Here is a 25,764-nt window from a genome sequence, read left to right as displayed (position 1 = left end):
TTTTTATTTATTACTATTTTTTATTTATATCTAAATTATCTTTTTCAATAAGATAATCCACTATTTCGCTATCGACAAAATTTAATACATATTTATATCTAATTGCATAGTATTTGTCACTCCAACCAAGTTGATTTTTTACATCACTTTCATCTGCTCCAAGTCTTAAACTTATTGCTGCAAATGAATGTCTAAAGTCTCTTGCTGAATATTGAGAAAGCCCTGCTAAATCTAAAGCTTTTTTGACTATAAGTCTGACATTTCTATCTGTTATAGAATTACTTTTTTGAGTAGTAAAAATAAAGTCATCATTAGGTATTATTACCTCAGGAAGCCCAGAATAATTCCTATAATCTTCTAATAGTTTAAAGAAGTATGGATGTAACTTAACTACCCTCTCTTTTCTTCCTTTTCCCAGTCTCACGTACGAGTTATCGTTTTCATCTACCATAAGGTCTTTCCACTTCAAGCTAACCAATTCATTTAATAAACACCCAGTAGTAACTAGACAGACTATTATTACTCTATCTCTTATATTTAATTTTGGTAAAATACCTATAAGTTTATTTATTTCTTGTATACTTAGGACATCATCTTTTGTTTTTATTCTTGTTACTGTTGGTTTCTCTACATACCTAAATGGATTTATATCTATGTATCCTTCTTTCTTTAAGAAGTTATAAAAACTATGTAAATAACTATATATCTTTTCACAAGTTGATTTTGCATATTTGGTCTGTATATAGTCTACAAAATTTTTACAATCTTCTTTTGTCGCATAAATCAATTCTTTCCCTTTTAAGAACTCTTTAAACAGTATAACCTTTGATAAATAATCGTGTTTTGTATTTGGGTTTAATTTTGTAGAAAAAACATTAAAGGTTTCGTACTCATAATCATCTAGTATTTTTGTACTATACATAATAACTCCTTTCCTTCCCATAAAATAAAATCGTTATACTTTTACTATACCATATATTTCCCCTTCAAATATACCCCTTATTCAATAGATAAGCTCTAACTTTACTTTGTTAAATTATGAAGGTTTTATGAAAATATCAATCTTCCATTGTGCACTACACAGTACTATGGTATTATAAGTTAGTAAAAGGTGGCATTTTTTTGTTAATATATGAATAAAATATGCTACTATAAATTTGTATTGGAGGTATTTTGGTTTGGAAACATTTAGTTTGCTTGAAGTTTTTAAGGCAGTCATTTTAGGAATAGTTCAAGGAATCACAGAATGGCTACCAGTAAGTAGTACAGGGCATATGATATTAGTTGATGAGTTTATAAAATTGAATTTTTCAGATACATTTATAAGTACATTTTTGGTTGTAATTCAATTTGGTTCAATATTAGCAGTACTTGTTATATTCTTTAAAAAGTTAAATCCTTTTGATAGCTCAAAGAATATTAAACAAAAAAAAGAAACAGTTCGCTTATGGCTTAAGGTTATAATTGCAGTTATACCATCTGGAGTTATTGGAATACTTTTTGAAGATGATATAGATAGATTATTCTTCAATTCAACAGTAGTTGCTATTGCTCTTATTGTATATGGTATAATAATGATAGGACTTGAAAAGAGAAATAAAAGACCTAAGTATAAGGATTTTTCTCAAGTTACATATAAGTTAGCTCTTTGTATAGGATTATTCCAATGTTTAGCTCTTATACCAGGTACATCTAGGTCTGGTTCAACTATAATAGGTGCAGTGTTACTTGGTGCTTCTAGATATGTAGCTGCAGAATTTTCATTCTTCTTGGCTATCCCTACAATGCTTGGAGCTAGTGCATTAAAGCTTCTAAAAGCTGGATTTGGATTTAGTGGATTTGAATGGCTTATTTTAGGTGTTGGTTCTATAGTAGCATTTATTGTTTCAATTGTAGTTATTAAATTCTTTATGGACTATATCAAAAAACATGACTTCAAAGTCTTTGGTTATTATAGAATAGTCTTGGGTATAATTGTTCTTGCTTATTTCTTTCTATTCTAATTTAATAACAAATGATAAGGAGAAAAATTATGAGTGTTAAAAAAGAAATATTTGATTGGGCTAAGTCAATAGCTATGGCTATTGTACTTGCATTTGTAATCCTACAATTTATAAGACCTTCTATTGTCAGTGGAGAATCAATGTATCCTACTTTAGACGATAAAGACTATCTAATTTTAAATAGAATATCATACAGAGTTGGTAAACCTGAGAAAGGCGATATTGTCGTTTTTAAAACCAATTTAGTTGATGGCGATACAGGAAAGAAAAAAGACTTAATAAAAAGAGTTATAGCTACTGAAGGTGACAGTATAAAAATATCAGATTCCAAAGTATATGTAAATGGAAAGTTGTTAAATGAACCATATATACACAATAATTACACTTCTGGAGATATAGATACAGTTGTTCCAAAAGGTAAACTATTTACGATGGGAGATAATAGAGAAAACAGTAATGATAGTAGATTTCCTGATGTAGGTATGGTTGATGAGGATGAAATTCTTGGTAAGGTTATGGTAAGACTTTTACCTCTTAATAATATTGGAAAAGTGGATTAAGAAAATAAGAGACTGAATTGGTAAAATTTATTTTACACATCTCAGTCTCTTTTAATTTACTTATAGAAGTTTTTTCTAGTTCTCTTTTGATTCTGTGATAATTCTTATTATATCACTTGCATCTTCATTAAAAGTTGTTACTATACTTAAATAATCAGTTGCTCTACTCATAGCCAAATAAACCTTATTTAAATCTCCCACAAAGTCATTTACTTGGTAATCTTGCTCTGTATCATTTATAGTTTGATTGTATAACATTTCTAGCTCACATATTATCACTGCTTTGTATTCCAAGTTCTTTATAGAATATATATTTGCTATTGTAGTTCCTACCTTCTTACTTATATTTGTCAGATTGTCTTCTGCACATATATAAGGAATTTTTGCTTCTTCTAAAGCTTTTTTTAGCATGTATTGAAAATAAATAGTTTTTCCACTTTTTAACTTTTTCTTATTGTAAGGATATACAATAGCAACTTCAGAATAATCAAGCCCCTTTTTACCTATCAGGTACTCAATTTCCCATATTACAGAACTTATCTGGTCATCAAGGTCACTTACCTTTATTATATCAACAGATTTATTACCACTTCTAAGTGCTTCAGTATTAAAAAAAGTATTAAACTTTGTATTTGGTCTTAATTCATTAATATATGAGTTAGAATTATTTGAAAATTTATTTGAAAAATCTACAATTTCTTTAGCTTGTCTATAATTTCTGCTTAAGATAAGCTTATCATCAAACTCTATATTGCTATATAACGTTTTAAATATATTTAATCTATTAGAGATATTCAAAGAATTACAAGAACACACATTAAATATAAATTTGGTTTTATATAAAAACTCTCTTATAAAATCTATCTCATAATCTAAAAAACTTTCTGCTTCATCTACGAAAATAGCTTTAAACATATTTTTATTTTTTATAATGTTCTGTGCTTGTTTTACTAGATTATTAAAAGTTTTTTCATAATCATTTTTTAACATATTGTAGTCTACAATTAAGTTGTATTTTTTAGCGAGTTTAAATATAAAAGAACTAAATGTATGGACTTCTAAATTATTATTATCTTTATACAATAGCTCTATCCTCTCTCGAAGCTCATTGCATAATTGCTTTGTATGTGTAAATATGATTAATTTATGATGTGGATATACTTTTGCTAGCTTTATAGCTCTTGAAAGCATAATTGCTGTCTTTCCTATACCAGAACCACCTTCAATAAGTGTATTTCCATATTTAATAGAAACAGCATCTTTAATTTGAACTTCTTCCATCATAGTTGCTGTATACTTATAGTCATCATTATAGAAAGAAATCTTTTTAAATTTTTCATTTAAATGAAGTTTATCATTTATTATATAGTACTCTGAGCATATATCTAATAAAAATAAATTTAAATTTATTTCATCGTTTTTTTCACTAAGAAATTCATCTAGTGAACCTTTATTCATTATATCTTGAAGCTTATTTTTATCTATTATATTATTATTAACAAATTCTCCAAACTCATATGCTTCTTCTACTTCAACATATGGCATAATGTAAACGTAATTATAGCTTATATTTCTATTCTTTTGTCCCATTTTTAGTTTCAAAAGCTCATATTCCTCATTCATAACTTCAAGTAACTCTTCTTCCAAAATAAAAAATATATCTTCTGTTGTATCCATAAATTTTATAAATAAAATTTTTCCATCTTTAACATACAACAAATCAGTATTTATTCCTTTAAAAGGAGTAACTTTTGGCACTACTTTAACGTCCTCATTGATATCTCCGTAAAATAATTTCTCGAATTCTTTCAATTTTAGGGCGTCTAACTGAGAGTTTATATTTATGTATTGGCTCACTTACATTACCTCCTTCTGTTATACTTAATTATACCATTTTGAACTATATTTTTATATATACTTTTTATAGGCAAATTTAGTAAATAAATTCAAAATAAATACAAATAAATACAAAACTTTTGAAGAAAAGTTGCAATAAGTATAGATACTTATTCTTATAAAATGTTTTATGTAAATAATAAATTTCATAATTAATTTTTAAAATGATAAGTAATGTCTTTAAAATGCCAAACTTTATCGTCTAAAAACATAAAAATTTATTATTAAAAAATTTAAAAACCTGCCAAAAAACTATCTATTTTTATTAGCAGGTTTTATTTATAATCTTTACATGTTGATACTATTATATTAATTTTTTTATTTTACTATAATGTTTAATTTTTATCTTCTGATATAAGATTAAGGTTTGATATATCTGTATAAATCGCATAAAAAACAGGATAACGATTTTGATATAATTCGTTTACAAACTTACCTTGCATTCTTACAGGAAAAACATGACCATCTGTATGGCAGAAGCGGAAAACTACTTCAAAAGTTTCTCTTTTAGAAATTGCTTTTTCCAATGTATCAGTCACTATTTGCAAGTCATCTTGTAATACTGGTGAAAGAACATCAAAATCTTCAGATGAAACAGATTGTGCAGAATATCCAGTGAATTCAAGCATTTTTTGATTAAAATAAAGTAATTTCAAATTCTCCATGCAAGCAAATTTGACAACACCATCAGTAGCCATTTCTAATAATACCTTTATATCTCTAGGGTCTATGTGAAATGACATGCTATCAGCAGAATCATCTGAAAATACATGATAAGAATTTTTTCCATGACTTTTTGCATAATAAAGTGCTTGGTCTGCTTTTTCATATAACTCAGAATATACATAACCATGTTCAGGATACATCGCTACCCCAATACTACATGTAATAGAAAACTCCATATGTCCAGCAAATCTTTTTTGGTTAATTTTAGAACAAAAACGCTCTAATTTATCTACAAGTACATAGTTATTGGTGTTAAAGTTTTTTATTAATACCACAAACTCATCTCCACCAATACGCCCTACAATATCATCCTCACGAAATTGAGATTTCAACTCCAATGCAAACTCACTTATAATAAAATCTCCAAATGCATGACCATACTTATCATTTACATTTTTAAAATCATCAATATCAAATATTAGAAAAACATGTTCTGAATCTTGATTATTTTTATTTTCTAAAAATGAACTAATAAATTCCTCTGTTACCCCCTTATTGTAAAGACCAGTAAGAGAATCACGTTGAGAACGTTCAAGGAGTAACAATTCTCTATTTTTCTCTTCATCTATATTTTTACGATAAGATATCATACGAACAGATTCATCTGATGTCCAAAAGAAAATTCGTGCATTAATTCTAATCCAGTGATAATTTTCCTCGTCTGTTTTAATTAAAAAATCATAGCTAATATTATTAATTCCACTATTATAACACTTAAGAACATTTTCTGGTAAGAATGTATCTAAATACCCCTGTGCATACTCTTCTTTTATTTGTTCTTTAGCAATTGTATGTAGTGCTTCATCATATGGTGTATTAATATCTAACCCAAAATCATGAAAATATCTATTTAAATCTTCACAACCAGCTCTATTATTAGTGACATCAATCTCAAAAATATTTTCATAAAGTTCTTCAGTAGATTGACTCAGCAACTTTTGATATTCTAATTTCTGGGATACACTAAGCTTCATTATTTGGTTCTTATACTTCTTAAGCACACGTGTAATTGTAAAAAGTACAAATATTATAATCAAAATTATAATTGCAATTCCTTTTAGAAATTGTGTTTGAAATTGCTTACTCATTATAGTCAAATCATTTTCTAAAACAAGATGCCATTTTAAACTAGATATATATTGACATACAACATAACTTTTCGATTTTTCAGATGAATTCCAAAAACTTTTTTGTTCTTTTTTATTATTTAATATTAACTCTTTTGAATCAGATAAGTCACTACTAGAATTTTCAAAAAAATTTATATGCTCATAACCAGTTTTATCTGATGTTAATTGTACAAATCCTTTATCATCAATTAAACGTGCTACGACATCAAATTTATCATCATATTCTTTAAGCAACTTTTGTAATGAATTAACCTTTAATCCAACTCCTATAATTCCCATAGTTGAACCATCATTATCTTTTATCTTACAGTTTACAAACACTGTAATACTATTATTACTTGCTTCATCATTATCAACATTTAATGAATATTCCTCATTATTCTTTAGGAAATCATAATACCATTGATTCTCAGAATTCTTATCACTAAGATTTCTATCAAGACCATTAAAATGATAATAATTATTCGTTTTGGTCGATACTAGAAAAACAGAATCATATGAGTACTTATTCCTGTATGCATTCAAGTAATCTTGTAGTTTATGAATAAACTCTTCATCATTTAAATGTTCTTTCTCTCCATTTAAAAAGTTTTTTAATAAACTATCATTTGCCATGGTAAGAGACACATTTATAGGCTCTGAAAGGATTTTATCTATCTGATAATAAATACCTTCAGCAGCTAATGTAGATACATGCTCAATATCATTTTTAAAAATATTAGTATTAGATTGATATCCAATTACAGAAGTAGCTACAAAACCAAGAGTAATAATAATACAAACAACAATATTTGTATGTAAAAGTGTATTTTTTTTCATAATCTGTCCCCTCTTTAACCCTCACTTTGGCTTCATTGTATTTTCACCTTCTTTAAATATAATTATTTCAAGTATTAAACTTTTTAAAACTTTAAATTTTTTATATTAATCTATTACTTTTTATAAAACAACAGAAATATACAAATATATCATACAAAATTATTTGTTAAAATACTAAAATCATTCTACTAATATAAATGAATTATATTAGTTTTATTATTAATATATATTAATATAATAGACAAAGCACATCTAAAGCACATCATCAAAATTAAAAGTCTAAAAAAATTTATATTTTTTTAGAATATATTATTTATTTTTCACAATAACATTGATTAAAAGTTTTTTGATATAACATTCCTGTAGTCAGTTCTGCCCAACTATAATTTGTCATATATTCTCCAGAATATGTATTCACTGCCATCATATCCCATGTAAGCATATTATAATAATCACAATCAAATTTTGTAATATCTACTGCAATACTATTCCATTTTTTAACTATTATATGTTCGATATTTGCATCTTTCATAGTTTTCATCATATTCGATATTACTGTTTGTGTTTGATTTTGTAAAGAACGATTATATTCTCTATCTTCCCAAAGTACTGCTGCTATTTCAGCAATAGTTACACTTGTTCCTTTTCTATCCACTAAATAAGCAAGTAATTCTTTTGATTTTGCTCTAGAAAAGATTAATGGTTTTTTATCTACAAATACTTCAAAATTACCAAATGTATGAATAAAGATACGATTTTTCGGCTTCAAAGTAATGGGTATACGTAAATTTTCGATTTCTTTCTTTATTCTTTCTACTGTCACAGGCTTAAGAAGATAACCACTAGCATGTATCGAAAAAGCATCTACTGCATATTCTGAGTAACCAGTTACAAAGATTATATTTATGTTGGGTAAAATATTTTTTGCTAAGAGTGCAAACTCTAATCCGCTCATATCATACATCTCAATATCAAGAAATGCAATATCTACAGAGTGTTCTTTTAAATAATTTAATGCAGACTGAGGTTCATCAAAAAGAGTAATTTCTTCAATCTCAGAAATATATAATAACTTTTCATTCATATTTTTAAGAGCAATTGGCTCATCATCTACAACAATTATATTCATAATTTGACTCCTTTCTAATAGGTATGATTATTGTTACTATTGTCCCTTTTCCTATAAAACTTTCTATGGTTAAACTTCCTTTACACTGTGTCTTTAATCGCCTTTTTACATTTTTAATCCCAACATGATTTTTTCCATCATTCATTTTTTCAAGTTCTTTAAATCCTACTCCATCATCTTTTATAACAATATAAATATTTTCTTTATCTCTTGAAGTTGATATTACAATTGTTCCTCCTTCTTTTTTCTTTGTAATTCCATGCCGTATTGCATTTTCAACAATCGGTTGTATGGTAAGAACAGGAATATAAAAATCAGTAGTTAGAAGTTCATACTTAATTTTTACACGTTCTCCAAAACGCAATAACTCTATACACAGATAATTTTTTAGATGTGATAATTCTTTATTAAAAGGAATCAATTTTTTTTGTGTAAGAGAATCCATATTTCCACGAAGATAAGAAGAAAATTTTTCTACTGCTTCACATGCCATATTAGAATCATGCTTACACAAATACTGAATAGTATTAAGTGCATTATACAAAAAATGGGGTTGTATTTGACTAAGCATTATAGAAATTCGATTTTCCATCAATTCATTTTCCAATTTCTTTTGAAGCTTCTCTTTTCTTTTTATGGATAGCATAATATGTCCAATTTGAAATACAATAGTAGTTAAAAAACCCACACAAAAAAAGGATAATTCTCTAATATATATAGTATAGTAATTTGCTATTTCCAGAATACCGCCAATCACTACTGGCAAGTATGTAAACAGTGCTATTTTAGCATCAATTGCTCTATATAATATAATTTCTATAACTAGACATCCCATACCAAGTAGTACAATTAAGATACACATAATATTTTGTACTATAAGGAATTCATGTAAATCATATATTCGCAATATTTGAAGAATAACACAAAGTAATATACTAGTCATTATTACGTACACACCTATGTTTATAGTTTTCGACCTCCACCCAGTTAAATAAGTAGCTAGATAGAGCGTACCAAAAGTAGGAAGAAAAAATTGTGTAAGTAACTCTAAAATACCAACTAGAGTTGGAGATTGAATTATAAAAGTAAGTACATTAAAATCTGCTAGACACCAAATTCCTCCAGCTATAGCAAACCATGACAATAAAAAAATCTGACGTGTTAGCTCACTTTTCAAACAAAATAAAATAATACTTGCAATTAGACCAAATAGTCCAAAAGATATTGTTAACATTGTGAACATAAGACCAATCTTATTTTCATGAAGCACACTAACAATTAAATCGCCTTTAGAGCCAATCTGCATTTCATCAAAAAAACATACTAATTGTAACGCTCTACCACTAGAGTACACTCGTTGTATGGTTATTTCTACTAAGTCATTGGCTGATATGCCACTTGATTTAAATCCTGTCCACATATGTCCTGTAGATTTAGTCAGTGTATTATTTGCATTTATACTATTAGTAGAAAACACTTCCTTATTAGATACTCTAATATTAACCTTCAAATGACTGATATGTAGCAAAAGAGTTTGTCCTACTGGAATATCTTTATTAAAATGACCACGTAAATAAATAGTTTCTTTTCTTATATTCTTAAGTGAATCTACATCCATAAAAGGTTTGAATTTTCCAGACTTAGGTACTTGATATTCTCCAATAAATGAAACTGTAATAAGATTATTTTTAAAATTTGGATGATAATCCGCTTTTGAAGCACAAATAAGTAGCAATATCACCGACAAAGTTAGTATTATTGGCAAATAAAATGTATTCCACCTAGATGTTTTCTTTCCCACAATAATTTCCTCCATAAAATAAATGCTAATTTTCTTATATATTTAAATATATAAGAAAATTATATGACTTAAAAACATTTATTTAAACATAATATATTATTTTATCATTTTATTATATCAAACAAATTTAAATAATTATATAAACAATACATATATAAACATTTATTTTATCAATGCTTTATAATTAATATATTTATCTATTATATTAATTCCATATACTGGTAAATATATTTTTTTATAATTAAAAAGCCACAAGATATATTATTTATATCTTGTGGCAAATCTAAAATTCTAAAAATATTTTTTATTATTATTTAGATATTATTTCTTTTATTTGGCGTACTCTATAGCTCTTGTTTCTCTTATTATACTTACTTTTATTTGTCCAGGATACTCAAGTTCATCTTCTATTTTCTTAGTCATATCTCTAGCTAATAAGTGTATCTCTTCATCATTTATAGCCTCTGGTTTTACCATTATTCTGATTTCTCTACCAGCTTGTATAGCAAATGATTTTTCTACACCTTCATATGAATTAGCTATTTCTTCTAGCTTTTCAAGTCTCTTGATATAAGCTTCTAAAGTTTCTCTTCTAGCACCAGGTCTAGCAGCTGATATTGCATCTGCTGCTGTAACTAATACAGCTTCTACAGTTTGAGGTTCGTAATCTCCATGATGAGTGCTCATTGCATGTATAACTTCTTTAGATTCTTTATAACGTCTAAGTAAATCCATACCTATTTCAACATGTGTACCTTCCATCTCATGGTCTACAGCCTTACCTATATCATGTAGTAAACCTGCTCTTTTTGCTAATCTAATATCTGCTCCTATTTCAGCAGCCATTATACCAGCTATATGAGCAACTTCTATAGAGTGTTTAAGGACATTTTGTCCATAACTAGTTCTATAGTTAAGTCTACCTAATAATCTTATTAGTTCTGGATGAATTCCATGTACACTAGTTTCAAATGCAGCTTGTTCACCATATTCTTTTATAATATTGTCAACTTCTTTTCTTGCCTTTTCAACCATTTCTTCAATTCTAGCTGGATGTATTCTTCCATCTGCTATTAGTTTTTCTAGAGCAATTCTTGCAATTTCTCTTCTTATTGGATCAAATCCTGATAAAATTACAGCTTCTGGAGTGTCATCTATTATAAGGTCTATACCTGTTAAAGTTTCTAAAGTCCTTATATTTCTACCTTCTCTACCGATTATTCTACCTTTCATTTCATCATTAGGTAAGTTTACTACTGTTACAGTAGTTTCTGCTACGTGATCTGCTGCACATTTTTGAATTGCATATCCTATAATTTCTCTTGATTTCTTATCAGCTTCTTCTTTAGCTTGACTTTCTATCTCTTTTATCATTATAGACATTTCACGTCTTACATCTCTCTCTGCATTTGTTAAAATTATTTCTTTAGCTTTATCAGAAGTAATTCCTGATATACTTTCTAATTTTTCCAATTGCTGAGATTTAATTACTTCAACTTCTTCTTCTTTCTTTTCAACTACCTTTAGTTTTTCGCTTAGATTTAATTCTTTAGATTCTAAATTTTGTAATTTTCTATCTAAGACTTCTTCTTTTTGTACTACTCTTTTTTCATATTTTTGTACTTCTGTTCTTCTTTCTCTGTTTTCTCTTTCAGCTTCTGTTCTCCACTTATGGATCTCTTCTTTAGCTTCTAATAATTTTTCTTTTTGTACTGTTTCTGAGTCGTGGTGTGCTTTATCTATTATTTCTTTGGCCAAGTTTTCAGCTTGTCCAAGTTTTGCTTCAGATATATTTTTTCTAACAAAATATCCAGCTATAATACCAACAGCTGCACCTATTACAATCATTACTACACTATCTATGACATCCACCTCCTTCGTTAATAATCCCAAAATGTCATCACTATGATTAAAAAATATTCCTAATAATTAAAATTAAATTTAGATATTTTATCCTCACTTAATTTTATAATTTTTTCAACATTGTGTCAAGCTAATAGGGAGCGTGGCATGTCTTTAATTACTAGTTATTTTTTTGTATTTTTACTTCTTCTTCTACAATTTCTTTTGATACTGGGTTACTTGATTCTTCACTTTCTCCAGTTAAGTTGTAAAATGCTCTAACTTTCTCGTCTATTTCATTAGTTAAATCCAAATTATCTTCCAAGAATTTTTTAACATTTTCTCTTCCTTGTCCAAGTTTAGTATCATTGTAACTATACCATGAACCTGATTTTTTAACTATATCTACGTCAGCAGCTATATCTAAAAGGTCTCCAATTTTTGAAATACCCTCTCCATACATTATATCAAATTCAGCTTGTTTAAATGGTGGTGCTACTTTGTTCTTAACAACTTTAACTCTCGTTCTACTTCCTATGACTTTATCACCTTGTTTTATTGTATCTATTTTTCTAACATCCAGTCTAACTGATGAATAAAACTTTAGTGCACGTCCTCCAGTAGTAGTTTCTGGATTTCCAAACATTATTCCTACTTTCTCTCTTAACTGGTTTATAAATATAGCAACACAATTTGATTTTTTAATTGAACCAGTTAATTTTCTAAGTGCTTGAGACATAAGTCTTGCTTGTAAACCTACATGAGAATCACCCATATCTCCATCTATTTCAGCTTTTGGAACTAATGCCGCTACTGAGTCTATTACTATTATATCTATCGCTCCACTTCTTATTAATGCCTCTGCTATTTCTAAAGCTTGTTCACCTGTATCTGGTTGAGATATTATTAGGTTATCAACATCCACGCCCAATGCTTTTGCATATACTGGGTCAAGTGCATGTTCTGCATCTATAAATGCAGCTATTCCTCCCTCTTTTTGAGCTGATGCTACACAACTAAGCGCAACAGTAGTTTTACCAGAAGATTCTGGTCCATATACTTCAACTATTCTCCCTCTAGGTAGACCTCCTATACCAATTGCTATATCTAAACCAATTGCTCCTGTTGATATAACATCTATAGACATAGACGTTGCTTCTCCTAATTTCATTACTGAACCTTTACCAAAATCTTTTTCAATTTTACCTAAAGCTTCATTCAACGCTTTTAACTTTTCTTGATCTACACTCATCTCTATACCATCCCTTCATTTATCTACAAACATTTGTTCTCTTGTTATATATTAATTATATAACATAAATCAAACCTAGTCAATTTAAAAACGCTACTAATGATTATATTTTTATTCATTACTTTTTATTTATAAACCATTATTAATAATTATATACACAAAAGAAAATATTCTTAAAATGAAAAGAGGTATACTATAATAGTATACCCTTTTTTACATTTTTAAAATTTTTAGTTGTTATTTTTTATTAATTAATCAATTATTTTTTCTTTATAAGTCATTTTTACTTAGAAGACATAAAAAGCTCTTTATTTTTATATAGGTATTCCCACCCTGAATATAAAGTAAGTAATGTCGCTATAAGTATAAGAATTCCACCCACATTTAAGATTAATCCACTCTCAAACTGAGCTCCTATCAATAAAAATACTATTGATACCATCTGAGTTATAGTTTTAAGTTTTCCACTGTTACCAGCTGCTATTACTTTACCATCTGCAGCTGCTATAGCTCTTAATATACTTACTGTAAGCTCTCTAGCTACTATTATAATTACCATCCAACTACTTACAAGATGGTCTTCTATCATACATGTAAGTGCAGAAATTACTAATAGCTTATCTGCTAATGGGTCCATAAACTTTCCAAAGTCAGTAACCAAGTTGTATTTTCTAGCTATTTTTCCGTCTAATGCGTCAGTAATTGAAGCTATTATAAAAATAATACAAGCTATTAAAAACTTATTTGGTACATTGAGTAACATAATTAAAACAAATACTGGTATTAAAAAGATTCTAAACAAAGTTAATTTGTTAGGCAAGTTCATATAATACATCTCCCATTAAATCGTATTCCATTGCATCATTTATTTGAACACTTACGAATTCTCCTACTTCAAGATTGTCCACACTTTTTACATATACTATACTGTCAATTTCTTCCGCATCACCTTGTGTTCTTCCTGTATATACATTATCTTCTATCTGCTCTTCTATTAAAACATCATATATCTTTCCTATTTTTTTATCATTAAGTTCTTCAGATATTTTTTGTTGAATCATCATTAAAGTATCTCTTCTTTGTATTTTTATTTCCTCATCTATATGATTAGGTAATCTATCTGCTGGTGTATCTTCTTCTCTTGAATATGCAAATGCACCAAGTCTATCAAACTTAACTTCTTTTACAAAATCCACAAGTTGTTTAAAATCATCTTCTGTTTCACCAGGAAATCCTACTATTATTGTAGTTCTAAGTATTGCATCTGGTATATTACTTCTTATAAGATTTATTTTATTTAATATATCTTCTTTACTAGTTTTTCTATTCATTAATTTTAAAATATTATTACTTGCATGTTGAATTGGCATATCAAAGTAACTACATATATTATCGTGTTTTTTTATAACTTGTACCAATTCTTCTGTTATAGATTCTGGATATGAATACATAACTCTTATCCACTTAAATCCATCTATCTTTGCAAGTTCTTCTAAAAGTTCTGGCAATTTTTCTTTTCCATACAAATCAAAACCATATTTGGTTGTATCTTGTGCTATAACTACAAGTTCTTTTACTCCAGATTCAGCTAGTTTATTGGCTTCTTTAATTATATCTTCAAATTTTCTACTTCTATATTTACCTCTTAATTTTGGTATTATACAATAAGTACAATTATTAGAACATCCTTCTCCGATTTTTAAATATGCCATATAACTAGGTGTAGATAGGTATCTTGGTAAATCTTCATTAAACACAAACTCTATATCATCAAGACTTACAATTTGATGTTTTTCACTTAATTCTTTAAGTATCTCATCTATGTTTTGATAGCTCCCTGTACCTACTATAGCATCTATTTCTGGAATTTCAGCTTTTAATTCTTCAGAATATCTTTGTGCCAAACACCCTGTTACTATCAACAACTTTAAGTTGCCAGTTTGTTTTAATTCTGCAAATTCTATTATTGTATCTATTGATTCTTGTTTAGCCGATTCTATAAATCCACATGTGTTTACTATAATTACATCAGCTTCTTCAAAATCTCCAATTAATTTATAGCCTTTTTTATTTAAAATTCCCATCATTATTTCCGCATCCACTAAATTTTTTGAGCATCCTAATGATTCCAATGCTATTTTTAACATTCCTTCTCTCCTTCCAATATGCTCTCATATAGGTCCATAACATCTTCTAAAGCTTTTTGTGTATCATTAAAGTTTATAACTTTATCGTACTTATACTTCTCTACTGAATGCATATAAAGTGGGTCGTAGTATTCTAAAAGATATCTTTCTACAAGCTCTTTATATTTACCTGATTCTAATAACTCAATATAGCCATCTACTACTTTATTACCCAATCTTTTTCTAAATTTATTTATACATTCTTTTAAGACATCTATATTATCTTTATCATAAATATAGTCTCTACAAAGTCTATTAACTCTATTTTCAATATTACATTCTAATAGTATATGATGTCCTTCTCGTATCATAGCATCAAAAATCTCATTTGGAACTGTAACGCTTCCAACTCGTTTACTTTCACTTTCAACAAATATATAGTCCTCCTTTGAGAAAAATATACTTTCAAATAACTTAGTTTCAAAATTCTTTTGAGATGGTGGTTTTTTATCAAATGTTATAAAACCAAAAGTAGAACCACTATTTTTAGCTATACCTTCCAAATCCAATACATCTATTCCTTTTTCCACTAATAGATGTAATAAGTCAGTCTTTCCTACTCCAGTCAATCCATGAACAGATACGAAGTTTTTTGTATCCATTACATTTCTTAAATATTCTAAAACAAAGTTTCTATATGACTTATATCCACCTTCAAGTTGATATACATTTACACCTAATGATGATAATACATTTACTATACTTCCACTTCTCATTCCACCTCTTGCACAATATATAACAATATTATCATAATTTGTTGCAAGATTTGCTGCTTGTAGATACATATCTTTTAACTTATACGAGACATAGTCAAAACCCTTTTGTATTGCTTCATGTTTTCCTTGCATTTTGTAGATTGTTCCAACTTCATTATGCTCATTATTTTTAAAAATAGGCATATTAATCGCATTTAATATATGGTCTTCTTCATATTCACCTTCTGTTCTTACATCTACAAATATTACTTTCTCTAGCTTAAGTGCTTCTTCTATTTTTATAACTGACAATTCTATTCACCTTCTAAATTCTGCAAATCTTGTTTGCTTATTAATACCTTTCTCGGTTTACTTCCTTCACTAGCTCCAATTATGCCTCTTTCCTCCATAGAATCTATAAGTCTAGCTGCTCTATTAAATCCTATTTTAAATCTTCTTTGTAACATAGAAGCAGATGCTTGACCACTCTCCACTACAAATTCTATTGCTTCACTCAAGAATTCATCTTCATCACTACTCTTTGAAGTATTAACCTTAGATATAGTTTCAATTATATCTTCTTCGTATTTTATTCCATCTTTAACCTGACTCTTTACAAAATCAATTACTTTTTCTGACTCGCTCTCTGATATGAATGCACCTTGAAGTCTAACTGGCTTTGCTGCACCAAGTGGGTAAAATAACATATCTCCCTTACCTAGAAGCTTTTCTGCACCACCCATATCAAGTATTGTTCTCGAATCAGTTTGAGATGATACTGCAAATGCTATTCTAGATGGTATATTAGCTTTTATAACCCCTGTTATAACATCAACAGAAGGTCTTTGAGTTGCTACAATCAAGTGCATTCCAGCAGCTCTTGCCATTTGAGCTAGTCTACAAATATAGTCCTCTACATCATTTGCACTTGCCATCATTAAGTCTGCCAGCTCGTCTATTATTATTACTATTTTAGGTAATTTTTCTTCAGATTTCTCATTATAACTTGTTACGTCTTTTACTTGAGCATCTGCAAAGAGTTTATATCTTCTATTCATCTCAGTAACTGCCCAGTTCAAGGCATTAGCAGCTTTTTTAGGGTCAGTAACTACTGGTATTAATAGATGTGGTATCCCATTATAATTTGCAAGCTCAACTACTTTTGGGTCTATTAATAGTAGCTTTACTTCATCAGGATTTGCCTTATATAATATACTACTTATTAATGTGTTTACACATACACTCTTTCCTGAACCTGTAGAACCAGCTATTAGTAAGTGTGGCATCTTACCTATATCTCCAATTATAATTTTACCTGCAACATCTTTTCCAAGCCCCATTGCAAGAGGAGAATTAAAATTATTAAATTCTTCGCTTTCTAGAACTTCTCTTACTCCAACCATTTGAGCTTCTTCATTTGGAACTTCTATTCCAATTGCACTTTTCCCAGGAATTGGTGCTTCAATTCTTATACTTTTAGCTGCTAAGCTTAGAGCTATGTCATCTGTTAAATTTACAATTTTACTTACTTTGACTCCTGGACTTGGCTGTATCTCATATCTAGTTATAGTAGGTCCAACTGTAACTTGATTAATTTTCGCTTCTACTCCAAAATCTGATAATGTTTTTTCTAAAAGAGAAGCATTTTTTAACACTTTCTTTTTACCATTTTCATCAGATTTCTTATTTACTTTATTTAAGAGTTCAATGCTAGGCTTCTTATAGTTTGAATAATCTTCATTAACTGATTCTGCTATGATACTCATAGGTTGAGTTTTTTCTATATTTAAGTTAGGTTTGTTTATATCAACTTTTTTTTCTGGTTTAATATCTACAACTGAATTTTCATTTGTAGCTTTTTGTAATTCCTTTAAAACATCTAACTCTGGCATACTCTGAGTTCCTTCTAATATTTCTAAATACTCATCTTCTGCTTTATTAAATCCAACTATTTTAATAGTCTTATCATCTACACCATCACCATTTTCTTCTTCAAAATATTCCTCTTCTTCATCCTCATCATTACGACCTTTTGACATTAACCCTTTAAAGAAACCTGGTTTCTTGTTTATAGTGGTTTCATCTACTTCATCAGTCATCATATCTATTGCAGATTTCTTCATATTTGCAATTTTATCTTTAAACGTTAAATTACTGTCTTTTGATGCTTTAGATTTTGATTTTGCATTTGATACCAAATCTTTTATAGAAATATTAAATATAAACATGATAGAAAGTATAAGAGCAAATACACTTATTAACCATCCACCTGCTATACCAAATATTTTACTCATATAATATGCAATAGTAGTTGCTATCAAACCACTACCTTGTCCACTCACACCCATTTTCATAACATCATCAAACATGTTACCTTTTAGTGGACTATCTACAGGAAGAGTTCCTGCATTTAATAATCCATAAAATACAAAGATAAATAAAATAATTATGTAGTATAATTTAGTCTTTCTTAGCCTATATATATATTCATTTCCATCAAAAAATCCTAAAAGTCCTGTTATAATTACTATAAATGGTATTGCTATGGAAAGCCCCCCAAATAGTCCTTTAAAAAGATTCTGCATTAACACAGGTACCCATCCCATAGAGTTAGAATTTAAACTATATAATAAAAATACACCTATAAATATCGTTATTAAATTATGATATTCTGCGTTAAAACTTAAGGTATTTACCTTCTTTTTTTTCTTCTTTTTCGTGGCCATTAATATCACTCCTTATTTTTAGCAAGTTTTACCCCTTCACAGCAAAAAGTGCTAATGCCTTAACACTAACACTCCTACTTTATTACATCATTATATCATAAATTTTATTATTTAAACAAATTTTAATCATTATTTTTTTCTTCATCAGATTCTTTTATAAGCTCTTTTAGTTTTTTAAGAGCTTCCTTTAGTCCTCCAACTTCATCTATAAGCCCATAATCTACAGCTTCTTTTCCTATCAATACACTACCAACATCACTTACAAGCTCATCTTTTTCATGCATAAGTTTCTCAAGTACATCTTTTTTGATATTTGATGTTCTTATTATAAACTGAATTATTCTATCTTGCATCTTTTTAAAATACTCAAAAGTTTCATTTATACCAATCACAAGACCAGTAGTTCTCACAGGATGTATAATCATAGTTGCTGTTGGTGCTATAAATGAGTAATCTCCTGCTGTAGCAAGAGGAACTCCTATACTATGACTTCCTCCTAAAACAAGAGTAACCACTTTCTTAGATGTACTGTTTAAGAGTTCTGCAATAGCTAGACCTGCCTCAATATCTCCTCCAACAGTGTTTAAAACAACTAACACACCTTTAACCTCATTACTCTCCTCAATTGAATATAACATTGGAATTATATGTTCATATTTTGTGGCTTTTTTTTGAGGATTTCCTATAAAATGACCTTCAATTTCTCCAATTATTGTCAGACACTGAGTATCCTTAGGAGGCTGAGGTGGCATTTCATTAGTACCAAATTGCTTTATACACTCTCTTTCTTCACAACTAGATTCTCTTCTACAACTATCTTTATCAAATGGTTCATTGTCTTCTCTATAATCTTTCATAAAAAAACTCCTATCAAAATCATATTTAACTTAGTTTTACCAAATAAATCAAATATATTAAGATATACGTAAAATTATTAAAATTTGAATAAAAATAGTTGTATTATAGTGTTTATTTTACATAAAATTGTTGGTGTATTGCATGTACTGCTGTGTGCATATCTTCTTCACTAACTAAACAAGATATAGTCATGTTTGAGTCTGATGTTTGTAAAAGAGATACTCCTGCCTTTGATAATCCTCTAACTACCTTTGACATGATACCAGACATTTCATCTGCAATTCTTGAACATATCAATGTTACTTTGGCACAATCTCTATTTACTTCATAATCCAATTCAAATTTATCTAGTATTTCCTTTAAAGCTTTTATATCAGCATCTTCAATAACAAATGCTTTTTCTGATATAAAGAAGTTTATCATATCTATAGTTATAAGTTTATCTTCTATCTCATTTAATACTTCTGTAAACACTTCTTCTGCTGATTTAATCTTAACTTGGGCTACACTATCTTTGTTTGCAACAGCAACATTAAAGTCTTTTTCTTGTTCATATTCTATATTTTCTTCTAAGTGTCTACATAAAGAACCTATTTTTGTACCTTCAAAAGTTGGGTTCATTGTATTTTTTATAGCTAAAGTTATATTGCCACTTTTAGCTAATTGTACTGCTCTTGGGTGTATTACCTTTGCACCTTTATCAGCCATTTGGAATACTTCTTCATAATCTATAAAACTTAATACTTTAGCATTTGGTTCTACTCTAGGGTCTGCTGTCATTATACCATCTACATCAGTGTAAATTTCAACTGTTTCACATTCTAAAGCTTTCCCAATAGCAACTGCTGATGTATCACTTCCTCCTCTTCCAAGGGTAGTTATTTCTCCATCATCTGTTACACCTTGGAATCCAGCTATAACTACAACTTTGCCATTGTCTAAAGCTCTTTTTACCTTTTTAGGATTTATATACTTTATTTTTGCATTAGAATATTCATCACTTGTAATTATACCTGCTTGTTGACCAGTAAAGAAAACAGATTCTATACCTTGTGCATTCAATAAGTTAGCAAGAATTGTTCCTGATATTATTTCACCACAAGACATTATTAAATCAAGTTCTCTCTTATTTGGTTCGTCATTTACTGCACTACACAAATTTATAAGTGTATCTGTTGCATATGGAGCTCCTTTTCTACCCATTGCTGAAACTACTAGTACTAATTGTAATTCTTCATCATTCTCTTTGTATGCTTTTACTATCTTACATACTTCATTCATTTTTTCATATGATTCTACTGATGTCCCACCAAACTTTTGCACTAAAATACTCATTTTTTCCTCCTAAATATATCCCTCATATTCTATAATTATCATGTCATTACCTATTTTTTTCACATTTCTCCATGGTACTTCTAAAAATGACTTATCTTTTCTTCTGGCAAAAAAACCTTTTTCTTTTGGAATTAAAAGCGCTAATATACCGCCTGTAGTTTCATCTAATATAAGGTCACATTCTCCAATGACCCCCAATCTTTCTCCTGTGACCAAGTTAACTATTTCCTTACCTGCTATTTCAGATAAATTCATATTTTTATACCTCCAGAGATTTACTTTTTAAGATATTAATCCAGATGTAGAATCTTTTCTACATCTCTTCCAACTATACATGTACCAATATTTTCGATATTGAATACCTTATCAACAACTTTTTTTACTGAATTAATATCAACATTATTTATACATTCAAGTATTTCATCTGTAGTTTTTACTTTTTTGCTAAGTAACATAGATTTACCAGTAGACATCATTCTACTGCTAGTACTTTCTAAATCCAATATATAATTGCCTTTTAATTGTTCCTTACTTTCAAATATTTCTTTTTCTGTAAGATAGTTTTTCCTTATATTTTCAATTTCTTTCTTTATTAAATTATAAACATCTGGCAAGTTTTCTGTACTCATACTTGCAAATATGCCTAATTCACCACACTTTCTGTACAATGTCTGTGATGAGTATATAGAATATACTAAACCTTTTTCCTCCCTTATTTTCTGAAAAAGTCTTGAGCTTATACTTCCACCAAAAATATTATTCACTACTGCCATTGAATACACTTCATCATCATTTTCAAATGGAATACCTTTTAGGCACATAGCTAAGTTTACCTGTTCAGTATCTTTGTTTTTTGATATAAAGCAAGGATTAAATTTAGCCTCACTTATTTCTATATTCAACCTTTTCTTTTCCCAGTGTCCAAATTTCGATTTGATTTTTTCTACCATATCATCAAAATTAAAGTTTCCAGCTATAGAAATAACAGCATTATTTGGAATATAATACTTGTTTAGGTATTCTAACATAGACTCCCTAGTTATATTATATAGAGAATCTTTTGTACCAATTATATTCATTCCTAAACCATCATTAGCATATATATTTTCTACTAACAAATCATAAGATAAGTCATCTGGAGAATCTTCATACATCTTAAGTTCCTCCAATATTATAAGTCTTTCCTTATCTATATCATTTTTATCAAATCTAGAGTTTAGTATCATATCACTTAATACATCGATTCCTGTATCTATATGCTCATCTATTAATTTTACATAATAACATGTACATTCTTTACTTGTAAATGCATTTATTTGCCCACCTAAATTGTCTATTGAGTTAGCAATCTCCTTTGATGTTCTATTTTTGGTTCCTTTAAACATCATATGCTCTATAAAATGAGAAGTTCCACTCACCTGTTCTTCCTCTATTCTAGAACCTGCATTTATCCAAATACCTAATGTTATTGACTTTAGATATGGTATTTCTTCACCAATTATTGTAAGCCCATTTTCCAGTATTTTTGTCTTATACATTACATTCTCCTAAAAATTTATTCTTTGTTTTATATTGGATTATTGAAAACACTATGTTTTAATTATATTTATTTTTATATGTATTACATTATAAGTCAGTCTTTTAATTAATTCAACTACAACTTATACAATCTTAATCAAATATTTATACTTTGTCTACTTAAACACATCACTGAGTTTACCTGGTTTTAGTCCTTTTTCCCTTACAATTGCTATAATATCATCTATACATTTTGTTGTTGCATCTGTTGGGTGCATTAATATTATACTATTATCTTTAATATCTTTTTTCTTCATTCTATCAATTATTACTTCTGGCTGGTCTTTATATTTCCAGTCTATAGTGTCAGCATCCCATTTTATTGATGTATATCCTAATGCTTTAGCTGCTTTTACTGTCTCTGGACCGAAAGAACCTGCTGGTGCTTGAAAAAATTTAGTTTTTTCATTTATTATTTCTTCAATTATTTTTTTAGATGTCTCTATTTGTTCATAATTGTCTTCGTATGATAGTGTTGAATAGTCTAAATGTTTGTATCCATGATTGCCTATTTCATGTCCCTGTTTTTTTATCTTCAATAATTCATCCTTATTCTTTTCTGCCCACTTACCAGTCACATTAAAAGTAATTTTTACATTTTCCTTTTTAAGTGTCTCTAAAATGGATTCTACATACTCTGTTTCCCATCCAAGGTCTATGTTACAAGTTAATGCAACATATCCACTTTTATCTTTTGTACCTCTTTCATATGGTAAGTCTACCCCATTAAAGAAGTTGAATACTGGTTTATTATTGAACACTTTTAATACCATTACTCCTCCTGATAACCCCAATAATAAAACTAAAATCAGTATTATTATTTTCTTGAGTTTACTCTTGTTAAGTACCATCATTATCATTAAAACTCCCCCTAATTATGTACAAATTGTTTCTTATTTAATACTATTAAAAGAAAGCTTTATTTATGCACTAAATATAATGTAAATACTTTTTTACATGTCAATATAATTTGTATCATTTAAGAAGATATATATTTACAATAAAAAAAGCAAAATCATAAGATTTTGCCTTTAATTATTTATTATATTATTTATTTTTATGTTCTGGTTTTGGTAAAAGAACTTTTCTTGATAAATTAACTCTTCCTTTTTCATCTATTTCTGTAACTTTAACTTCAACTTCATCTCCTATATTTAACACATCTTCAACTTTAGCAACTCTTTCATGAGCTATATGAGATATATGAAGTAATCCTTCTTTTCCTGGAAGTATTTCAATAAATGCTCCAAAGTTCATTATTCTACTTACTTTACCTTTATAAGTCTTTCCTACTTCTGGTTCGATTACTATGTTATTTATAAGCTCTTGAGCTTTCTTAATCATATCAATCTCAATACCTGATATAAATACTTCTCCAGTTTGTTCGATATCTATTTTAACTCCAGTTTCATCTATTATCTTAGTTATAATCTTTCCACCAGGTCCTATTACATCCTTTATTTTATCAGGATTTATTTGCATCTTAACAATCTTAGGTGCATATGGTGAAAGTTCTGGTTTTGGCTGAGATATAGTTTTTCTCATTTCTCCTAATATATGGATTCTACCTTCTTTAGCTTGTTTTAAAGCTCTTTGTAGAATTTCCTTATCTATACCATCTATTTTTATGTCCATTTGTATTGCTGTTATACCATATTCTGTACCAGCCACTTTAAAGTCCATATCTCCTAAATGGTCTTCCATACCTTGTATATCTGAAAGTACTGCAACTTTACCATCATGTTTTATAAGTCCCATAGCTATACCTGCAACCATATCTTTTATAGGTACACCTGCATCAAGTAAAGATAATGTTGAACCACATACACTTGCTTGAGATGTAGAACCATTTGAACTTAATACCTCAGAAACTAATCTAATAGCATAAGGGAAGTCTTCTTGAGATGGTATAACTGGTAATAAAGCTCTTTCTGCTAAAGCACCATGTCCTATTTCTCTTCTTCCTGGTCCTCTTGATGGTCTAGCTTCCCCAACACTATATGCAGGGAAATTATAATGATGCATATATCTCTTATTTTCTTCTTCATCTAATCCATCTAGCTTTTGAACATCTCCTAAAGCACCTAAAGTAGCCACATTAAGTACTTGAGTTTGCCCTCTAGTAAATATAGCTGAACCATGAGCTCTAGGTATCATACCAGTTTCACACCATATAGGTCTTATTTCCTCTAGTTTTCTATTATCTGGTCTTACATTTTCATGTACTATAAGTTTTCTTACTTCTTCTTTTATTATATCTTGTAATACTTCTTCTATATCTCCAATGTAATCTTCAAAATCTTCAAGAGTTTCTTCAAAATGAGCTAAAGTTTCTCCCTTAACTCTATCCATATTTTCCATTCTCTCTAATTTTTCAAAAGTTTGAACTGCTTCTTTCATTTTATCAGTTGCAAATTCACGAACCAATTGAGTTATTTCTTCCCCTGCATGGTACAATTCCACTTCTAATTTTTCTTTCCCAACTTCTGCAACTATACCTTCTATAAACTCAACCACTTTTTTTATTTCTTGATGAGCAAATAAGATAGCTTCTAGCATCACATCATCAGGAACTTCATCTGCTCCAGCTTCAACCATCATTATAGCTTCTTTTGTACCTGAAACAACTAAGTGCATTGAACTTTTTTCTCTTTGTTCTGCATTTGGATTTACAACAAAGGCACCATCTACAAGACCAATACATACTGAACCAGTTGGTCCATTAAATGGTATGTCTGATATAGAAAGGGCTATAGAAGAACCTATCATTGCTACTATGTCTGGTGTGCAATCTTGGTCCACTGATAAAACAGTTGCAACTACCTGAACGTCATTTCTAAATCCTTTTGGGAATAATGGTCTTATTGGTCTGTCTATCAATCTTGATGTAAGTATCGCTTTTTCTGAAGGCTTACCTTCTCTTTTTAAAAATCCTCCTGGTATCTTACCTACAGAGTATAATTTTTCTTCATAATCTACACTTAAAGGAAAAAAGTCTATTCCGTCTCTAGGTTTAGCCGATTTAGTTGTATTTACCATTACCATACTATCACTGTATCTAACTATGCAACTACCACTAGTCATTTCGCAAATTTTTCCTATTTCTACAGAAAGTTCTCTTCCTGCAAAATCCATTTTAAATATTTTATGTTCAAACATTAATGCTTGTCCTCCTCTTATTAAAAACACGTATATCACTCTATTTACTATATTATCAAAAATACTATA

At 28.7% G+C, this 25,764-nt stretch carries 19 protein-coding genes; 2 read left to right on the top strand and 17 right to left on the bottom strand.

Annotated elements, in window-relative coordinates; translation table 11 throughout:
• Positions 1-13: 13 nt before the first annotated feature.
• Complete coding sequence (locus Q3223_RS07690; RefSeq protein WP_054269819.1) at positions 14-922, bottom strand: tyrosine-type recombinase/integrase; 909 nt, start codon at positions 920-922, stop codon at positions 14-16.
• Between the two features lie 256 nt (positions 923-1,178).
• Here Q3223_RS07690 and Q3223_RS07685 point away from each other — a divergent pair, with 256 nt between their 5' ends.
• Both Q3223_RS07685 and lepB read left to right on the top strand, forming a co-directional pair.
• Positions 1,179-2,003, top strand: a complete 825-nt coding sequence (locus Q3223_RS07685) for an undecaprenyl-diphosphate phosphatase (RefSeq protein ID WP_054269818.1) — start codon at positions 1,179-1,181, stop codon at positions 2,001-2,003.
• 29 nt (positions 2,004-2,032) lie between these two features.
• Positions 2,033-2,563 carry a signal peptidase I gene (lepB, locus tag Q3223_RS07680; protein WP_054276324.1) on the top strand — a complete coding sequence of 177 codons (531 nt, stop codon included), beginning with the start codon at positions 2,033-2,035 and terminating at the stop codon, positions 2,561-2,563.
• A gap of 75 nt (positions 2,564-2,638) precedes the next feature.
• Here the strand turns inward: lepB and Q3223_RS07675 are convergent, their stop codons facing one another.
• The 16 genes from Q3223_RS07675 to pnp all read right to left on the bottom strand — a co-directional run bounded on the left by Q3223_RS07675 (position 2,639) and on the right by pnp (position 25,695).
• Positions 2,639-4,420, bottom strand: coding sequence for a UvrD-helicase domain-containing protein (locus tag Q3223_RS07675; RefSeq protein WP_231300569.1), 1,782 nt, complete (start codon positions 4,418-4,420; stop codon positions 2,639-2,641).
• 374 nt (positions 4,421-4,794) lie between these two features.
• A complete protein-coding gene (locus Q3223_RS07670; RefSeq protein WP_054269815.1) occupies positions 4,795-7,134 on the bottom strand; it encodes a diguanylate cyclase in 2,340 nt (779 codons plus the stop codon).
• Between the two features lie 313 nt (positions 7,135-7,447).
• Positions 7,448-8,263 carry a response regulator gene (locus Q3223_RS07665; RefSeq protein WP_054269814.1) on the bottom strand — a complete coding sequence of 272 codons (816 nt, stop codon included), beginning with the start codon at positions 8,261-8,263 and terminating at the stop codon, positions 7,448-7,450.
• Entirely contained in the window at positions 8,241-10,064 is a 1,824-nt protein-coding gene (locus Q3223_RS07660; protein ID WP_407811804.1) for a sensor histidine kinase, read from the bottom strand. The genes Q3223_RS07665 and Q3223_RS07660 overlap by 23 nt, the downstream gene beginning before the upstream one ends.
• Before the next feature lie 330 nt (positions 10,065-10,394).
• Positions 10,395-11,936: a ribonuclease Y gene (rny, locus tag Q3223_RS07655; RefSeq protein WP_054269964.1), complete on the bottom strand. Its 1,542-nt coding sequence runs from the start codon at positions 11,934-11,936 to the stop codon at positions 10,395-10,397.
• Between the two features lie 151 nt (positions 11,937-12,087).
• Positions 12,088-13,158, bottom strand: coding sequence for a recombinase RecA (recA, locus tag Q3223_RS07650; protein ID WP_054269812.1), 1,071 nt, complete (start codon positions 13,156-13,158; stop codon positions 12,088-12,090).
• Positions 13,159-13,441: 283 nt separating this feature from the next.
• On the bottom strand, positions 13,442-13,984 hold the full coding sequence (pgsA, locus tag Q3223_RS07645; RefSeq protein WP_054269811.1) for a CDP-diacylglycerol--glycerol-3-phosphate 3-phosphatidyltransferase: 543 nt from the start codon (positions 13,982-13,984) through the stop codon (positions 13,442-13,444).
• Positions 13,971-15,305: a 30S ribosomal protein S12 methylthiotransferase RimO gene (rimO, locus tag Q3223_RS07640; protein WP_074178905.1), complete on the bottom strand. Its 1,335-nt coding sequence runs from the start codon at positions 15,303-15,305 to the stop codon at positions 13,971-13,973. The genes pgsA and rimO overlap by 14 nt, the downstream gene beginning before the upstream one ends.
• The gene (mnmH, locus tag Q3223_RS07635; RefSeq protein ID WP_054269809.1) at positions 15,299-16,351 is read right to left on the bottom strand and encodes a tRNA 2-selenouridine(34) synthase MnmH; all 1,053 of its coding nucleotides are present in this window, start codon (positions 16,349-16,351) and stop codon (positions 15,299-15,301) included. Before mnmH ends, rimO begins: the two co-directional genes overlap by 7 nt.
• Positions 16,352-16,353: 2 nt before the next feature.
• Positions 16,354-18,765 (bottom strand): DNA translocase FtsK, encoded by a 2,412-nt coding sequence (locus tag Q3223_RS07630; RefSeq protein WP_074178904.1) that lies wholly within the window; start codon positions 18,763-18,765, stop codon positions 16,354-16,356.
• A gap of 122 nt (positions 18,766-18,887) precedes the next feature.
• Positions 18,888-19,622: a ClpP family protease gene (locus Q3223_RS07625; protein ID WP_054269807.1), complete on the bottom strand. Its 735-nt coding sequence runs from the start codon at positions 19,620-19,622 to the stop codon at positions 18,888-18,890.
• Positions 19,623-19,734: 112 nt separating this feature from the next.
• Complete coding sequence (gene dapG, locus Q3223_RS07620; RefSeq protein ID WP_054269806.1) at positions 19,735-20,958, bottom strand: aspartate kinase; 1,224 nt, start codon at positions 20,956-20,958, stop codon at positions 19,735-19,737.
• Between the two features lie 9 nt (positions 20,959-20,967).
• Positions 20,968-21,213: a YlmC/YmxH family sporulation protein gene (locus tag Q3223_RS07615; RefSeq protein WP_003419503.1), complete on the bottom strand. Its 246-nt coding sequence runs from the start codon at positions 21,211-21,213 to the stop codon at positions 20,968-20,970.
• A 35-nt stretch (positions 21,214-21,248) separates the two neighbouring features.
• Positions 21,249-22,496, bottom strand: a complete 1,248-nt coding sequence (locus Q3223_RS07610) for a pitrilysin family protein (protein WP_074178903.1) — start codon at positions 22,494-22,496, stop codon at positions 21,249-21,251.
• A gap of 156 nt (positions 22,497-22,652) precedes the next feature.
• The gene (locus Q3223_RS07605; RefSeq protein ID WP_284181788.1) at positions 22,653-23,396 is read right to left on the bottom strand and encodes a polysaccharide deacetylase family protein; all 744 of its coding nucleotides are present in this window, start codon (positions 23,394-23,396) and stop codon (positions 22,653-22,655) included.
• Positions 23,397-23,583: 187 nt separating this feature from the next.
• Complete coding sequence (gene pnp / locus Q3223_RS07600; RefSeq protein ID WP_231300564.1) at positions 23,584-25,695, bottom strand: polyribonucleotide nucleotidyltransferase; 2,112 nt, start codon at positions 25,693-25,695, stop codon at positions 23,584-23,586.
• Positions 25,696-25,764: the final 69 nt, after the last annotated feature.

It is taken from the genome of Clostridioides sp. GD02367 (assembly GCF_045900275.1).
Classification (GTDB): Bacteria; Bacillota; Clostridia; order Peptostreptococcales; family Peptostreptococcaceae; genus Clostridioides; species Clostridioides difficile_A.
This window is presented reverse-complemented; position numbering and strand designations above follow the sequence as displayed.

Coding starts and splice junctions, on each gene's coding strand:
- Q3223_RS07690 (WP_054269819.1), bottom strand. CDS start 922: ATGTATAGTACAAAAATACTAGATGATTATGAGTACGAAACCTTTAAT.
- lepB (WP_054276324.1), top strand. CDS start 2,033: ATGAGTGTTAAAAAAGAAATATTTGATTGGGCTAAGTCAATAGCTATG.
- Q3223_RS07670 (WP_054269815.1), bottom strand. CDS start 7,134: ATGAAAAAAAATACACTTTTACATACAAATATTGTTGTTTGTATTATT.
- Q3223_RS07665 (WP_054269814.1), bottom strand. CDS start 8,263: ATGAATATAATTGTTGTAGATGATGAGCCAATTGCTCTTAAAAATATG.
- recA (WP_054269812.1), bottom strand. CDS start 13,158: ATGAGTGTAGATCAAGAAAAGTTAAAAGCGTTGAATGAAGCTTTAGGT.
- pgsA (WP_054269811.1), bottom strand. CDS start 13,984: ATGAACTTGCCTAACAAATTAACTTTGTTTAGAATCTTTTTAATACCA.
- rimO (WP_074178905.1), bottom strand. CDS start 15,305: ATGTTAAAAATAGCATTGGAATCATTAGGATGCTCAAAAAATTTAGTG.
- Q3223_RS07630 (WP_074178904.1), bottom strand. CDS start 18,765: ATGGCCACGAAAAAGAAGAAAAAAAAGAAGGTAAATACCTTAAGTTTT.
- Q3223_RS07625 (WP_054269807.1), bottom strand. CDS start 19,622: ATGAAAGATTATAGAGAAGACAATGAACCATTTGATAAAGATAGTTGT.
- dapG (WP_054269806.1), bottom strand. CDS start 20,958: ATGAGTATTTTAGTGCAAAAGTTTGGTGGGACATCAGTAGAATCATAT.
- Q3223_RS07615 (WP_003419503.1), bottom strand. CDS start 21,213: ATGAATTTATCTGAAATAGCAGGTAAGGAAATAGTTAACTTGGTCACA.
- Q3223_RS07610 (WP_074178903.1), bottom strand. CDS start 22,496: ATGTATAAGACAAAAATACTGGAAAATGGGCTTACAATAATTGGTGAA.
- Q3223_RS07605 (WP_284181788.1), bottom strand. CDS start 23,396: ATGATAATGATGGTACTTAACAAGAGTAAACTCAAGAAAATAATAATA.
- pnp (WP_231300564.1), bottom strand. CDS start 25,695: ATGTTTGAACATAAAATATTTAAAATGGATTTTGCAGGAAGAGAACTT.